General features: G+C 59.9%; 15 protein-coding genes. 6 read left to right on the top strand and 9 right to left on the bottom strand.

Going from position 1 to position 14,608, the window contains the following annotated elements:
* Positions 1 to 84: 84 nt before the first annotated feature.
* The 3 genes from def to B348_RS0108325 all read right to left on the bottom strand — a co-directional run bounded on the left by def (position 85) and on the right by B348_RS0108325 (position 1,928).
* Positions 85 to 624 (bottom strand): peptide deformylase, encoded by a 540-nt coding sequence (gene def, locus B348_RS0108335; protein WP_017735672.1) that lies wholly within the window; start codon positions 622 to 624, stop codon positions 85 to 87.
* A gap of 3 nt (positions 625 to 627) precedes the next feature.
* Positions 628 to 1,572, bottom strand: coding sequence for a YihY/virulence factor BrkB family protein (locus B348_RS0108330; protein ID WP_017735671.1), 945 nt, complete (start codon positions 1,570 to 1,572; stop codon positions 628 to 630).
* 170 nt (positions 1,573 to 1,742) lie between these two features.
* A complete protein-coding gene (locus B348_RS0108325) occupies positions 1,743 to 1,928 on the bottom strand; it encodes a CsbD family protein (protein ID WP_017735670.1) in 186 nt (61 codons plus the stop codon).
* 200 nt (positions 1,929 to 2,128) lie between these two features.
* Here B348_RS0108325 and B348_RS0108320 point away from each other — a divergent pair, with 200 nt between their 5' ends.
* Positions 2,129 to 2,506, top strand: coding sequence for a hypothetical protein (locus B348_RS0108320; protein ID WP_017735669.1), 378 nt, complete (start codon positions 2,129 to 2,131; stop codon positions 2,504 to 2,506).
* Positions 2,507 to 2,705: 199 nt separating this feature from the next.
* Here B348_RS0108320 and fadD1 read toward each other — a convergent pair whose 3' ends face one another.
* Both fadD1 and fadD2 read right to left on the bottom strand, forming a co-directional pair.
* Positions 2,706 to 4,397: a long-chain-fatty-acid--CoA ligase FadD1 gene (fadD1, locus tag B348_RS0108315; RefSeq protein WP_017735668.1), complete on the bottom strand. Its 1,692-nt coding sequence runs from the start codon at positions 4,395 to 4,397 to the stop codon at positions 2,706 to 2,708.
* Between the two features lie 383 nt (positions 4,398 to 4,780).
* Positions 4,781 to 6,469 carry a long-chain-fatty-acid--CoA ligase FadD2 gene (gene fadD2 / locus B348_RS0108310; protein WP_017735667.1) on the bottom strand — a complete coding sequence of 563 codons (1,689 nt, stop codon included), beginning with the start codon at positions 6,467 to 6,469 and terminating at the stop codon, positions 4,781 to 4,783.
* A 210-nt stretch (positions 6,470 to 6,679) separates the two neighbouring features.
* On the opposite strand from fadD2, the gene B348_RS0108305 reads away from it, so the two are divergent.
* Both B348_RS0108305 and B348_RS0108300 read left to right on the top strand, forming a co-directional pair.
* Positions 6,680 to 7,624 (top strand): alpha/beta hydrolase, encoded by a 945-nt coding sequence (locus tag B348_RS0108305; RefSeq protein WP_017735666.1) that lies wholly within the window; start codon positions 6,680 to 6,682, stop codon positions 7,622 to 7,624.
* A gap of 57 nt (positions 7,625 to 7,681) precedes the next feature.
* Positions 7,682 to 8,152: a MaoC family dehydratase gene (locus tag B348_RS0108300; RefSeq protein ID WP_017735665.1), complete on the top strand. Its 471-nt coding sequence runs from the start codon at positions 7,682 to 7,684 to the stop codon at positions 8,150 to 8,152.
* A gap of 137 nt (positions 8,153 to 8,289) precedes the next feature.
* Here the strand turns inward: B348_RS0108300 and B348_RS0108295 are convergent, their stop codons facing one another.
* A complete protein-coding gene (locus B348_RS0108295) occupies positions 8,290 to 8,757 on the bottom strand; it encodes a PA2169 family four-helix-bundle protein (protein ID WP_010208206.1) in 468 nt (155 codons plus the stop codon).
* Positions 8,758 to 8,962: 205 nt separating this feature from the next.
* Here B348_RS0108295 and B348_RS0108285 point away from each other — a divergent pair, with 205 nt between their 5' ends.
* Together B348_RS0108285 and B348_RS0108280 are read left to right on the top strand one after the other, a co-directional pair.
* Positions 8,963 to 9,199 carry a DUF3820 family protein gene (locus B348_RS0108285; RefSeq protein ID WP_017735664.1) on the top strand — a complete coding sequence of 79 codons (237 nt, stop codon included), beginning with the start codon at positions 8,963 to 8,965 and terminating at the stop codon, positions 9,197 to 9,199.
* Between the two features lie 10 nt (positions 9,200 to 9,209).
* A complete protein-coding gene (locus tag B348_RS0108280; protein ID WP_017735663.1) occupies positions 9,210 to 10,385 on the top strand; it encodes an aminotransferase class V-fold PLP-dependent enzyme in 1,176 nt (391 codons plus the stop codon).
* Between the two features lie 203 nt (positions 10,386 to 10,588).
* On the opposite strand, the gene B348_RS0108275 is transcribed toward B348_RS0108280, so the two are convergent.
* From B348_RS0108275 to zwf, 3 genes are read right to left on the bottom strand one after another with little or no spacing between them, the layout of a single operon-like run.
* Complete coding sequence (locus tag B348_RS0108275) at positions 10,589 to 11,254, bottom strand: bifunctional 4-hydroxy-2-oxoglutarate aldolase/2-dehydro-3-deoxy-phosphogluconate aldolase (protein WP_017735662.1); 666 nt, start codon at positions 11,252 to 11,254, stop codon at positions 10,589 to 10,591.
* 17 nt (positions 11,255 to 11,271) lie between these two features.
* On the bottom strand, positions 11,272 to 11,985 hold the full coding sequence (pgl, locus tag B348_RS0108270; RefSeq protein WP_026136659.1) for a 6-phosphogluconolactonase: 714 nt from the start codon (positions 11,983 to 11,985) through the stop codon (positions 11,272 to 11,274).
* Entirely contained in the window at positions 11,972 to 13,438 is a 1,467-nt protein-coding gene (gene zwf / locus B348_RS0108265) for a glucose-6-phosphate dehydrogenase (protein ID WP_017735660.1), read from the bottom strand. The genes pgl and zwf overlap by 14 nt, the downstream gene beginning before the upstream one ends.
* Positions 13,439 to 13,657: 219 nt before the next feature.
* Between zwf and B348_RS0108260 the strand changes: the two genes are divergently transcribed.
* Positions 13,658 to 14,518 carry a MurR/RpiR family transcriptional regulator gene (locus tag B348_RS0108260; RefSeq protein WP_177325322.1) on the top strand — a complete coding sequence of 287 codons (861 nt, stop codon included), beginning with the start codon at positions 13,658 to 13,660 and terminating at the stop codon, positions 14,516 to 14,518.
* Positions 14,519 to 14,608 lie beyond the last annotated feature (90 nt).

Below are 14,608 nucleotides of genomic sequence, written 5' to 3'. Positions count from 1 at the left end.
CTGACAGTCACAGCTTCAGTGACTGATCTACCGCTATCGCAGGCAAGCCAGCTCCCACAGTTTTGATCTCAGTGAACCTGAAAATCAGGCGTCGGCCGTGGGGTCCATGTCGGGGAACATCACTTCGATAAAGCCAAACTTGGTGAAATCAGTGATCCGCGACGGGTACAACCGCCCGATCAGGTGATCGCACTCATGCTGCACCACCCGCGCATGGAACCCGTCGGCAACCCGTACGATGGGCTCACCCTTGGGATCAAAACCTTCGTAACGGATCTGCTGGTAACGGTCCACCGCCCCGCGCAGACCAGGCACGGACAGGCAACCCTCGAAGCCCTCTTCCAGCACCGGACTCAACGGCGTGATCAGCGGGTTGATCAGGATGGTCTGCGGCACCGGCGGCGCGTCCGGGTAGCGTTCGCTGGCCTCGAAACCAAAGATCACCAGTTGCAGGTCAACACCGATCTGCGGCGCGGCCAGGCCGACACCGCCGACGTGTTCCATGGTCTGGAACATGTCATCGATCAATTGCCACAGCTCGGGGCTGTCGAACATCTCCGGCGGCACCGGTGGCGCGATGCGCAGCAGGCGCTCGTCGCCCATTTTCAGGATTTCACGGATCATCGATCAGACTTCATCAGTGGTGGGCTTGGAATGGTCCCGGCCAAGGCCCGAGACGTGTTGTTTTTCCTGCGGCGGCTCATCGAAATCCTTGGCCCCCGGCGCCTTGCCTTCGGCCGACATGTGTTCGATCACGGCATTCATCTCCGCCCCCAGCAACAGCACCGCGGCGGAAATATAGAAGTACAGCAGCAACACGATGATCGCACCGATACTGCCATACATGGCGTTGTAGTCGGCGAAGGTTTTCACGTAGTAGCCAAAACCCAGGGACGCGACGATCCACACCACCACCGCCAACACCGAGCCTGGGGTGATAAAGCGGAATTTCTGCTTCACGTCGGGCATCACGTAGTACATGAGGGCCACGGCGAACATCAGCAGGACCACGATCAGCGGCCAACGCAGGATAGTCCACAGGGTGACCACGAATTCCTGCATGCCGATCTGCCCGGCCAGCCACTCCATCACTTGCGGACCGAGCACCATCAGCGCGGCGGCGGCCAGCAACATGCCGGCGATACCGACGGTGTAGAAAATCGACAGCGGGAAGCGCTTCCAGATCGGCCGGCCTTCGACCACGTCATAGGCGGCGTTCATCGCGCTCATCATCAGGCGCACGCCGGCCGATGCGGTCCACAGGGCAATCACGATACCTACCGAGAGCAGGCCGCCCTTGGATTGCTGCAACTGGTCGATCACCGGGTTGACCTGCTCCAGGGCCTGGGGCGGCAACACCAGTTCCGACTGCAAGCGCAGCCAGGTGAAGAAGTCGGGCAGGTGCAGGAAACCGATCAGGGCGATGAGGAACAGCAGGAAGGGGAACAGCGAGAACAGCATCTGGTAGGCCAACGCCGAGGCGTAGGTGGACATCTCGTCATCGACAAACTCTTTGACGGTGCGCACCAGTACTTTGTGGAGCTTGAGGCCGTTGAGGACCGGAAAAATCATAGCGTCTCCTTTCGCCGCAAAAAGATTGAGTTCAAGGGCGACTCAGGGGCCGTTTTCTACAACAAGGTAGCTTATTTGGCGACCTTGAAACAATTTCGAAACTTTAACTGCATCCGGTGACAAAAAAACGGCCATCCGTGGATGGCCGCTGTCGCTGCTCAAGTACCCGCCTATTTGACGGCTTTCTTGACGGCGTCCTTGGTGTCGCCAATGGCTTTTTCGACCTGGCCTTTCTTTTCTTGCACCACGCCTTCAGCGTGCAGTTTGTCGTTGCCGGTGACTTTGCCGATGCCTTGCTTGATGTTGCCGACGGCTTCGTCTTTCAAACCTTTTGCCTTATCCGCTGTGCTGCCCATGGTATTTCTCCGATAGAACATTCAAGGGTTTTGGTCATTACCTAGAGATTGACCCGGCGCTGTCCGGCAGAGTTTCAATTATTTTTCGATGGGCATTTCATCGCCAGGCGCAGGTTTGGCTTTATGTTTTGCGGCCAACCCACGAGAATGCCCGGCACATTCAGGCTATAACGCTGAATAACAGATCCCGTAGGAAGGTTATGAAACTCAATAAAGCACAGGCCATCGCCCGCAGAAACACCGAACTGGGCGGTGCCGTACTCGGCGTCAACAACTGCCACTTCACTGACCTGGACAGCCGACGCAACATCTGGTGGTTCGACCTGCCGGTGGTGCGTATCGGCGTGGGCCAGTACGAGTGGATCCACCTGTTGATGCACAACGCCGAGACTGACCAGTTGCTGCACCTGAAGGTGCCGACCGTGTTCCTGCGTGAGCACATCGAAGGCTTGGTGGTGCGCAATGCGAACAAGCGCAAGCCGGAGATCACCCTGGAGTTGAGCGCGGATAAGGATTCGTTCCTGAAGGATGTGCGGCCGGCGGGTGCGGGCATCAGCTTCGCGCAGTTTGCCCTGTAAAAACCCGGCCCAAAATCTGTGGCAGATTGGCTTGTGTGGGAGCTGGCTTGCCTGCGATAGCGGTGGGTCAGTCTCTGAAGAAGTGACTGATATACCGCTATCGCAGGCAAGCCAGCTCCCACATGGGATTGCATTCCAATCCAATCCCGGGAATCAGCAGGCAATAAAAAACCCCGCATTCGCGGGGTTTTTTATTGGGTTACTTCTTGAGACCGAGCTTCTTCAACTCTTCATCACGCAACTCACGACGCAGGATCTTGCCCACGTTGGTCGTCGGCAAGGCATCGCGGAATTCCACGAGCTTGGGCACCTTGTAGGCGGTGACGTTGGCGCGCATATGCTCCATCACCTGGTCCTTGGTCAAGGTGGCGCCCGGCTTGACCACGATGAAGATCTTGATGATCTCACCGGACTTCTCGTCCGGCACACCGATGGCCGCGCATTGCAGCACGCCCGGCAGGCCGGCCAGCACGTCTTCCAGCTCATTGGGGTACACGTTGAAGCCCGAGACCAGGATCATGTCCTTCTTGCGGTCGACGATGCGCATGTAGCCGTCCGGCTGGATGATCGCGATGTCGCCGGTCTTCAACCAGCCTTCGCTGTCGAGCATCTCGTCGGTGGCGTCCTGGCGCTGCCAGTAGCCCTTCATCACCTGCGGGCCCTTCACGCACAGCTCGCCGGTTTCGCCCAGCGGCAACTCGCTGCCATCATCGGCGATGACCTTGCACACGGTGGACGGCACGGGAATGCCGATGGTGCCGACCTGGATATGCTGGATCGGGTTCACGGTGGCCACCGGGCTGGTTTCGGTCATGCCGTAGCCTTCGCAGATGCCACAACCGGTCACGGCCTTCCAACGCTCGGCGGCCGCCAGTTGCAGGGCCATGCCGCCCGACAGGGTGACTTTCAGCGCCGAGAAGTCCAGCTTGCGGAACGCCTCGTTGTTGCACAACGCCACGAACAGCGTGTTCAGGCCGACAAAGCCGCTGAACTTCCACTTCGACAGTTCCTTGACCATCGCCGGCAGGTCGCGCGGGTTGCTGATCAGGATGTTGTGGTTGCCGATCAGCATCATCGCCATGCAATGAAAGGTGAACGCATAGATGTGGTACAGCGGCAGCGGCGTGATCAGGATCTCGCAGCCCTCATTGAGGTTGGAGCCCATCAGCGCCTTGCATTGCAGCATGTTGGCGACGAGGTTGCGGTGGGTGAGCATCGCGCCCTTGGCCACGCCGGTGGTGCCGCCGGTGTATTGCAGGACCGCGACATCGCCGCTCGCCGGGCTGGCGTCGCTGACCGGTTGGCCGTGCCCCTTGGCCAGCACGTCGTTGAACTTGATCGCGTCTGGCAGGTGATAGGCCGGGACCATCTTCTTCACGTACTTGATCACGCTGTTGATCAGCAAGCGCTTGAGCGGCGGCAACAGGTCGGCGACTTCGGTGACGATCACGTGCTTGACGGCGGTCTTGGGCACGACTTTTTCGGCCAGGTGCGCCATGTTGGCCAGGCAGACCAGGGCCTTGGCGCCGGAGTCGTTGAATTGGTGTTCCATTTCCCGCGCGGTGTACAGCGGGTTGGTGTTGACCACGATCAGGCCAGCCCGGATGGCACCGAAGACGGCGACCGGGTATTGCAGGACGTTGGGCAACTGCACGGCGATGCGATCGCCGGGCTTCAAGTCGGTGTGCTGTTGCAGATACGCGGCGAACGCGCCGGACAATTCGTACAACTCACCGTAGGTGATTGTCTTGCCCAGGTTGCTGAAAGCCGGTTTGTTGGCGAAGCGCTGGCAGGACTGCTTCAGTACCGCCTGAATATTTGGATACTCGTCTGGATTGATCTCTGGAGCAATCCCGGCGGGGTACTTATCCTTCCAAAAGTCTTCGTTCATGGAAGCCCACTCCTCAGCGACGCGAATTCATCATCGCATTTGATGCGATTATTATTGGTGTATGTTTTTTTAGGTGAATCTGGCGCTTTCAAGCAGGCCGAGACGTCACAAAGCGCGCCGAGAGTAGCAGCTTTGCCAAGGGCCGCCTAGAGCCAAACGCGGGCCCCACAGTCATATTCGCGACTGTCCTACAATATTTGGTCACACTATAAACAACCCTGAAATACCCCTGCAAAAGGCTCTGGAATGCACTTTCCAGGGCAACAAAAGACAATGTGGGAGCTGGCTTGCCTGCGATAGCGGTCCATCAGTCGATACATCCAGTGACTGAAACACCGTTATCGCAGGCAAGCCAGCTCCCACATTGTTTAGCGCATTTCACATCAGGCGATGTCGCGCAGTTCCCGTCGCAAGATTTTCCCTACAGGCGTCATCGGCAACGACTCACGCAACACAATATGCTTGGGCACTTTGTACCCGGTGAAGTTGGTCTTGCAGTACGCCTTCAATTCCTCAAGGCTCACGCCCTGGGCGCGCGCCACCACGAACAGCTTCACGGCCTCCCCCGTGCGCTCGTCCGGCACGCCGATCACCGCGCAGTTGGCCACCGCCGGGTGCGCCATCACCACGTCTTCGATCTCGTTGGGGTACACGTTGAAGCCCGACACGATGATCAGGTCTTTCTTGCGGTCGACAATGCTCACAAAGCCATCGGTGTCGATCACCGCAATGTCACCGGTCTTGAGCCAGCCTTCGGCGTCAAGGGTCTCGGCGGTGGCGACCGGCTGCTGCCAGTAACCCTTCATCACCTGCGGGCCCTTGATGCACAGCTCGCCGCGCTCGCCCAGGGGCAGCTCGCGGCCTTCATCATCGATTACTTTCATCGCCGTGCCCGGCACCGGGATGCCCACGGTGCCCAGCCGCGATTGGCTGCCGTAGGGGTTGGTGCTGGCGACCGGAGAAGTTTCCGTCAGCCCGTAGCCTTCGCCGATGGAACAGCCCGTCAGCGCCTTCCAACGCTCAGCCGTGGCCTTGACCAGTGCCGTGCCGCCGGAGTTGGTGATCTTCAGGTGGGAGAAATCCAGGGTCTTGAAGTCCGGGTGGTCCATCAGCGCCACAAACAACGTGTTCAACCCCAGCAGGCAGGAGAACCGCCACTTCTTCAACTCCTTGATAAAGCCGCCGATGTCCCTGGGGTTGGTGATCAGCACGTTGTGGTTGCCGGTGACCATCATGCACATGCAGTTCGCCGTGAATGCATAGATGTGGTACAGCGGCAGCGGCGCGATCATCACTTCCTGCCCTTCGCGCACCAGGGGCTGGCCGTCGTCGGTGACCTGGGACATGCACGCCCGCGCCTGCTGCATGTTCGCCACCAGGTTGCCGTGGGTGAGCATCGCGCCCTTGGCCAAACCGGTGGTGCCGCCGGTGTATTGCAGCACGGCGATATCATCCAGGGTCACCGGATGACGGGTCACGCCAAGGCCTGCGCCCATGCGCAAGGCACGCTTGAACGAAACGGCCCGCGGCAGGCTGTAGGCCGGGACCATCTTCTTCACCTTGTCCACCACGGTGTTGATCAGCCAGCCTTTGGCGGCGGGCATGAAGTCGCCCATCTTGGCTTCGATCAGGTAGTCGATCTCGGTGTCGCCGCACACCTCCTGCACCCGCGAACCGAACAGGTTGAGGTAGACCAGGGCACGCACACCGGCGTCCTTGAACTGGTGGCGCATCTCGCGCGGGGTATACAGCGGGTTGGTGTTGACCACGATCAGCCCGGCGCGCAAGGCGCCGAACACGGCAATCGGGTAATGCAGGACGTTGGGCATCTGCACGGCGATGCGCTCGCCAGGCTTGAGGTCGGTGTGCTGTTGCAGGTAGCCGGCGAACGCCGCGCTCTGGCGCTCCAGCTCGGCATACGTGAGGGTGATGCCCATGTTGCTGAACGCCGGACGGTCGGCAAAGGCCTTGCAGGAACGTTCGAAGACTTCGATCACCGACTTGTAGGCCGTGAGGTCGATGTCATTGGGGACGCCTGCGGCGCGTTTGTCATTCCAGAAATCAGGTTGCATTATTCTTGTCCTCTTACCTGAGTGTGTCCGGCCGCTTTTGCAGTGCTATATAAAGCGGAGCTTGGGGGACGTTAGCAGTTATGGCCAAACTGGCAAATATGCCAAACCCTGTCATTGATTGTATGAATCTTGCCCCTGACGCGTAGGCAGATACCCCGCCCCTCCACCGATGAGCTATACACTGCATCGACCCCGAGCAAAGGAAGCGCCATGAACCACAGCACCTTCTGGCTGACCGCGAATGACCGCAGCCGCCTGTACGTCAATCAATGGCTGCCGGAAGGCCAGGCCAAGGCGATGATCATGCTGTCCCACGGCATGGCCGAGCACAGCGGGCGTTATGCGCACCTGGCGGCGGCCTTGTGTGCGGCGGGCTACGGCCTGTATGCGCTGGACCAGCGCGGCCACGGCCGCACCGCCGACGAAGGCACCCTGGGCCTGTACGCCGAAAAAGATGGCTGGAACAAAGTGGTGGGCGATCTCGCCAGCCTCAACCAGCACATCGGCCAGCAGCAGCCGGGCCTGCCGATCATCCTGCTGGGGCACAGCATGGGCAGCTATATCGCCCAGGCCTACCTGTTGCACCACAGTGCCAGCCTGGACGGGGCGATTCTCAGCGGTTCGAATTTCCAGCCAGTGGCGCTGTACCGTGCCGCGCGGCTGATCGCGCGCATCGAGCGGGCGCGCCAGGGCTTGCGCGGGCGCAGTGCGCTGATCGAGTTCCTGTCGTTCGGTTCATTCAACAAAGCGTTCAAGCCCAACCGCACCGCCTTCGACTGGCTCAGCCGCGACCCGGATGAGGTGGACAAGTACATCAACGACCCACTCTGCGGTTTCCGCTGCACCAACCAGCTGTGGATCGACCTGCTCGGCGGCTTGCAGCAGATCAGTAAAGCGTCCAATCTCGCGCAGATCGATCCGGGCCTGCCGATCCTGGTGACCGGCGGCGAATGTGATCCGGTGAGTGAGGGCAAGCGTCTCACAGGCCTGGCCAACGCCCTGCGCGAGGCCGGCTGCCAGCAGGTACAGCTGACGATTTACCCGCAGGCGCGCCATGAAGTGTTCAACGAAACCAACCGCGAGGAAGTCACCGCGGATGTGCTGACGTGGCTCGACCAGGCCCTGACCCTGCACAGGCCGGCCCGCTGCGAGTAATTTTTGCTTTAAAATCAGCCGATTAAATGACCGATTAGCCACAGGATGCACCTTTAGATGACCCAGGTAACCAACACCCCGTACGAAGCCCTCGAAGTCGGCCAGACCGCCAGCTACAGCAAATTGGTGGAAGAGCGCGATATCCAGCTGTTCGCCGCGATGTCCGGTGACCACAACCCGGTGCACCTGGACGCCGAGTTCGCCAAGGCGACCATGTTCAAGGAGCGTATCGCCCACGGCATGTTCAGCGGCGCCCTGATCAGCGCGGCCGTGGCCTGCGAACTGCCTGGGCCGGGCACTATCTATATCGGCCAGCAGATGAGCTTCCAGAAGCCGGTAAAAATTGGCGACACCCTGACCGTGCGCCTGGAAATCCTCGAAAAACTGCCGAAGTTCCGTGTGCGCATTGCCACTCGCGTGTTCAACCAGCGGGATGAGTTGGTGGTGGATGGCGAAGCAGAGATCCTGGCGCCACGTAAGCAGCAGGTGGTGACGCTGACTGAATTGCCGCCGATCAGCATTGGCTGATCTCGATCCAAAGATTCATACAAAACCAAATGTGGGAGCGGGCTTGCCCGCGATGGCGGTTTGTCAGTCACAGGTGTATTGACTGATCGATCGCTATCGCGGGCAAGCCCGCTCCCACATTTGTTACCGGGTAAGGCTTACGACTGCGCGCGAGCCTGGTTACGCAGTGCCTTCACCTGGTCGTGGTTGCGTTGGACGCCGTGGTACTGACGCTCAACCAGGTCACGAATGCCCAGCAGGTTGTGCTTGTTGATCTTCTCGATCGCTTCCTTGTAAGCCTTCAACGCGTGGTCTTCACCGCGCTCGGCTTCGTTCAGGACAGCCTCTTCATCTTTACCGGTGAGCATCGACTTCACGTCGACCCAGCCACGGTGCAGTGCGCCGGCAACGCTGCCGGAATCTTCCGGATCACCACCCAAGGCACGCACGGCGGTTTTCAGCTCGGCGGCGGCAGTGGCGCAATCGGCGGAACGCTTGGCAAACAGGGCTTTGAGTTCTGGGTGCTTGATATCTTCAGCGCACTCCTTGAAACCCTTTTGGCCGTCGATGCTGGTCTCGATCAGGTCGTTCAGTACGGAGATCGATTCTTTATTGATGTCAGTCATTTTTCAATTCCTTGTACGGGTTAGAAGGTTGTCTTAATGGTTGCAGCGCCCGTGCCAGGTTTTCAAAAAACAAATTAGTCTTAATTTTCAATTAGTTACGATAAATTGAACCATCTGTATGTACGTTATTTGCATGATCTGTCAATTGGCCTTCATGCAGAATGCCTGTATTTTCCAGGGTCTCGACTCAATCGTCTGAAGTCCCATGAACCCCGAAAAACTCGAACTGCTGATCACCCGCCAAATGCCCTTCGGCAAGTACAAAGGGCGGATCATCGCCGACCTGCCCGGCCCCTACTTGAACTGGTTTGCCCGTGAAGGGTTCCCCCACGGCGAGCTGGGGGGGCTGCTGGCCCTGATGCAGGAAATCGACAGCAACGGCCTCGCCGAATTGCTCGAACCGCTGCGCGCCAAACACGGCAAACCCGCCCCTCGCCATTAAGAGCCCTGCCATGCCAAGGAATGCCGATAACGAACACCACTGGCACACCGTTGCCCAGCGCTATGAGCTGGAGCCCGGGCCGATCAACCTGGAAAACGGCTACTTCGGCCGTATGAGCCGCGTCGTGCGCGCGCAGTACCTGGAGCATGTGGCGTTTATCAACCGCAGCAACTCGCTGTATGTACGCCAGCGCTTCGAGCAGGGCGAAAACCTCGAGATCCGCCGCCAACTGGCCGAGCTGATCAATGCCGACCCAGAGTCCGTGGCCTTCACCCGCAACGCCACCGAAGCCTTGCAGTCGCTGATCCGCAACTACAACCGCCTGCAACCGGGTGACCAGGTGTTGATCAGTGACCTGGAGTACGACACGGTCAAAGGCGCCATGCGCTGGTTGGCGGGCGTTCGCGGTGTGGAGGTGATCGAACTATCCCACGCACACCCGGCCAGTTTCGACAGCCTGGTGCAGACTTATCGTGATGCGTTCGCCCAGTACCCGCGTTTAAAGCTGATGGCGCTGACCCACGTCACCCATCGCACCGGCCTGGTGATGCCCGTTGCAGCGATTGCCAAGGCCGCGCGTGAACATGGCGTGGACGTAATCCTCGATGGCGCCCACGCCCTGGGCCAGATCGACTTCAACCTCGCCGAACTGGGCATTCAATTCGCCGGTTTCAACCTGCATAAATGGATCGGCGCGCCGCTGACCCTGGGCTTTCTGTACATCGCGCCCGAGCGCCTGGCCGACATCGACCCGGACATGGGCGAGTTTCACTACCCCATCAGCGACGTACGCGCACGCACGTCCTACAGCACGCCGAACTTTCCGGCGCTGATGACGTTGCCGCTGGTGTTTGAGGAGCATCGTGCCTTGGGCGGCTCGGCGGCCAAAGGTGCGCGGGTCAATTACCTGCGGGACCTGTGGGTGAGCCAGGTGCGGCCGTTGGCGGGAATCGAGGTGCTGACGTCGGATGATCCACGGCTGTATTGCGGGATTACGGCGTTCAAGTTTGTCGGGCGGGATCAGCAGGTGATGGCAGATCGTTTGCTCAAGGAGTACGACCTGTTCACCACCACCCGAGTGGGCGCGGCGTTTGGCACCTGCATAAGGGTGACGCCAGGGTTGGTCACTTCGGCGGCGGATATCAATGTCTTGGTCAACGCCATCACCGAACTGAACACCGATTAAAACTGTGGGAGCTGGCTTGCCTGCGATAGCGGTAGCTCAGTCACCCTTGTATTGGCTGACAGACCGCCATCGCAGGCAAGCCAGCTCCCACATTGATCATTCCCACAGTTGCTTAGCGGTAATTTTCAGGCAAAAAAAAGCGGTACACCGACCAAGTGCACCGCCAAAAATGCCGTTAAGCACAGCAACAACGATTCGACAAATCAGTCCAGCAGCGCCAGCGCCTCGGCGGTGACTTCCTGGATACGTGCCCAGTCGCCGTTCTTGATCCACTCAGGATCAAGCATCCAGCTACCGCCCACGCACATCACGTTTTTCAACGCCATGTAGCTCTTGATATTGGCCGGGCCAACGCCGCCAGTCGGGCAGAATTTCACTTCGCCGAACGGGCCGCCGAGGGCCTTGATCGCCGCGACGCCGCCGCTGACTTCGGCCGGGAACAGCTTGAAGCGGCGATAACCCAGGCCATAACCTTCCATGATCCCGGACGCATTGCTGATGCCGGGCAGCAGCGGGATCGGGCTGTGGACCGAGGCTTCCAGCAGGTCGCGGGTGATGCCTGGGGTGACGATGAATTGCGAACCGGCCACTTCGGCCGCTTCGAGCATATGGCGATCCAGCACGGTGCCGGCACCGGTGCACAGTTCAGGGCGCTGCTCGCGCAGGACCTGAATGGCCTTGAGGCCGAACTCGGAACGCAGGGTCACTTCCAATGCGGTCAAACCACCGGCTGCCAGGGCATCGGCCAGCGGCAGGATGTCCTGTTCGCGGGCGATGGTGATCACCGGCAGGATCCGCGCCTTGGCGCAGAGGCTGTCGATCAAGGCAACTTTATCCGCCATGGACACGGTCGGTTGAGGGCTTTTCATAGCGGCTGATCCTTGGCTCATGGGCACCAGTAAATCTCTAATGTAGGTTGCAAAAACGCGCGAATCGGCATGGCAGCAACGTCGTCACTGGCCAGCGCGGCGCTCAAGGTGGTCAATTTCGAACTGCCGGAAATCGACAGCACGGTGTAGGTCGCCGTGGCCAGCAGTGCGCGACTCATGGTCAGGCGCTGGTGTGGCACGGTCGGCGCCAGCATCGGCCAGCAACGGCGGGTACCGTCGGGCTTCAAGGCTTCGGCCAGGTTCGGGCTGTTGGGGAACAGCGACGCGGTGTGACCGTCATCGCCCATGCCCAGCACCAGCACGTCAATCGCCGGCAATTCAGCCAGCAGGCGATCGGCCTGCAAGGCAGCGTCTTCCAGGTTGGCCGCAGCGCTGTAGAGGCTGAGGAACTTGGCCTTGGCCGCCGGGCCTTGCAGCAGGTGCTGCTTCAACAGGCCCGCGTTGCTGTCGGCGTGTTCCACCGGCACCCAGCGTTCGTCGGCCAGGGTGATGGTCACCTTGGACCAGTCCAGGCCCTGCTTGGCCAGGTGCTGGAAAAATGCCACGGGGCTACGGCCACCGGACACCACCAACGTCGCTTCGCCACGGGCACTGATGGCCGCGCGCAATTGCTCGGCCACGTCATTGGCCAGGCCTTCCGCCAACAGCACCGGCGTGCGGTACTCATGGGGCGTGACGCCCTGGGGCAGTTTCAAATCAGATATCGCCATACCACGACCTCCCATCCCGCGTAATCAGTGCAATGGAGCTCATCGGCCCCCAGGAACCCGCCGCGTACGGCTTGGGCGCATCGCCGGATTTTTTCCAGCCGGCGATCAACTGGTCACACCACTTCCACGCGGCTTCGATTTCATCTTTGCGCACAAACAGGTTCTGGTTGCCGCGCATCACTTCCAGCAACAACCGCTCGTAGGCATCGGGAATCCGCGCGCTGCGATAGGTGTCGGAAAAATTCAGTTGCAGCGGGCCGCTGCGCAGTTGCATGCCCTTGTCCAGACCTTGCTCCTTGGTCATCACGCGCAAGGAAATACCTTCGTCCGGTTGCAGGCGGATGATCAGTTTGTTGCTGATCTGCAAGCGCTGCTCGGGGGCAAAGATGTAGTGGGACGGTTCCTTGAAGTGGATGACGATCTGCGACAGCTTTTGCGGCATGCGCTTGCCGGTCCGCAGGTAGAACGGCACGCCGGCCCAACGCCAGTTGCGGATATCGGCACGCAGGGCGACGAAAGTTTCGGTGTCGCTCTGGGTGTTGGAATTCTCTTCTTCCAGGTAACCCGGCACCGGCTTGCCCGCGCTGTAGCCGGCGATGTACTGGCCGCGCACCACCTGGGTGGTCAGGCCTTCCGGGCTGATGGGCGCCAGGGCCTTGAGCACCTTGACCTTCTCGTCACGGATACTGTCGGCGGACAAGTCGGCCGGCGGGTCCATGGCGATCAGGCAAAGCAGTTGCAGCAGGTGGTTCTGGATCATGTCCCGCAACTGGCCGGCCTTGTCGAAATAGCCCCAACGACCTTCGATACCGACCTGCTCGGCCACGGTGATTTCCACGTGGGAGATGTAGTTCTGGTTCCACTGGGTTTCGAACAGGCTGTTGGCGAAACGCAGGGCGATCAGGTTCTGGACGGTTTCTTTGCCCAGGTAGTGGTCGATGCGGTAGGTGCGGTTCTCCGGGAAGAACTGCGCCACGGCGTCGTTGACCTTGCGCGAGGATTCCAGGTCCGAGCCGATGGGTTTTTCCAGCACGACGCGGGTGTTTTCCGCCAGGCCAGCCTTGGCCAGGTTTTCGCAGATCGCGCCGTACACCGCCGCCGGGGTGGCGAAGTAGGCGATCAGGCGTTGCTCGCTGCCGACTTTTTCCGCCAGGGCGAGGTAGTCGTCAGCGTTCTTGAAGTCCACGTGAACGTAGGTCAGGCGCGCCAGGAAACGCTGGGCGATGGTCTCGTCCAGTTCCTTGCCGACGTAGTTGCGCAGTTCTTTTTCGATATGGGCCAGGTGCTGTTGCTCGGTCCCGGCTTCACGGGCCAGGGCCAGGATGCGGGTGTCGTCGTGCAAGAGCCCGGCGCCATCGAGTTGATAGAGGGCAGGAAATAACTTGCGCAGCGCCAGATCACCCAAGGCGCCAAACAGGGCAAAGGTGCAGGGTTCTACGGTTATCGAAGGCATGATGTTTGTTCTTTTATCAAGTTAAGCTACAAATACCTTTTTTCAAGGCATCACTCAAGGAAAAATGTAGTAATAACCACAACATTTTCCCGAAATACGCATTCCGAGTGGTGGTGTTCAGCTACCCTCAGTAGGATAGGCCACCGCAAAAGACCACTGATCGATTGGTTGCCACCTTTTATTTGCATCGTCGCCCGAAGGAAAGACTGAATGGACCGCGTGCGAAATCTTCTGGAACAGATCCGGAACCGCCTCGAAGAATTGAACAAGGCCGAGAAAAAAGTCGCCGAGGTCATCCTGCTCAACCCACAGCAGGCGACCCGCTTCTCTATCGCCGCCCTCGCCCAAGCCGCCTCGGTCAGTGAACCGACGGTCAACCGCTTCTGCCGCTCGTTCGGCGTCAGCGGCTACCCTGAACTGAAACTGCAACTGGCGCAAAGCCTGGCCAGTGGCGCGGCGTACGTCAGCCGCGCCGTGGAAGCCGATGATAACCCTGAGGCCTACACGCAGAAGATCTTTGGCAGCGCCATTGCCTCCCTGGACAGCGCTTGCCAGGCGCTGGACCCGAACCTGATCAGCAAGGCCGTGGACCTGTTGATCCAGGCGCGGCAGATCCACTTCTTCGGCCTTGGCGCTTCAGCGCCGGTGGCCATGGATGCGCTGCACAAGTTCTTCCGCTTCAACCTGTCGGTCACCGCCCACGCGGACGTGCTGATGCAGCGCATGATCGCTTCGGTGGCGCATACGGGCGAGCTGTTCGTGATTATTTCCTACACCGGGCGTACCCGCGAGTTGGTGGAAGTGGCGCGTATCGCCCGCAGCAACGGTGCTTCGGTGCTGGGCGTGACTGCCGAGAACTCACCGCTGGCCAAGGCCAGTACGGTGAGCCTGAATATTCCGTTGCCGGAAGATACCGACATCTATATGCCGATGACCTCGCGGATCATTCAGTTGACGGTACTGGACGTGCTGGCGACCGGCATGACCTTGCGCCGTGGCGTGGATTTCCAGCCGCATCTGCGCAAGATCAAAGAGAGCTTGAATGACAGCCGGTATCCGGTTGGGGATGAGTTCAACTAAGGCTGGAATCTCTACCAGCCGTACTGGCCTCATCGCGGGCAAGCCCGCTCCCACAGTTGGAATGCATTCCCCTGTGGGAGCGGGCTTGCC

Source organism: Pseudomonas sp. CBZ-4 (assembly GCF_000346755.1).
GTDB lineage: Bacteria > Pseudomonadota > Gammaproteobacteria > Pseudomonadales > Pseudomonadaceae > Aquipseudomonas.
The sequence above is the reverse complement of the archived record's forward strand: the minus strand, read 5'-3'. Positions and strand labels throughout refer to the sequence as shown.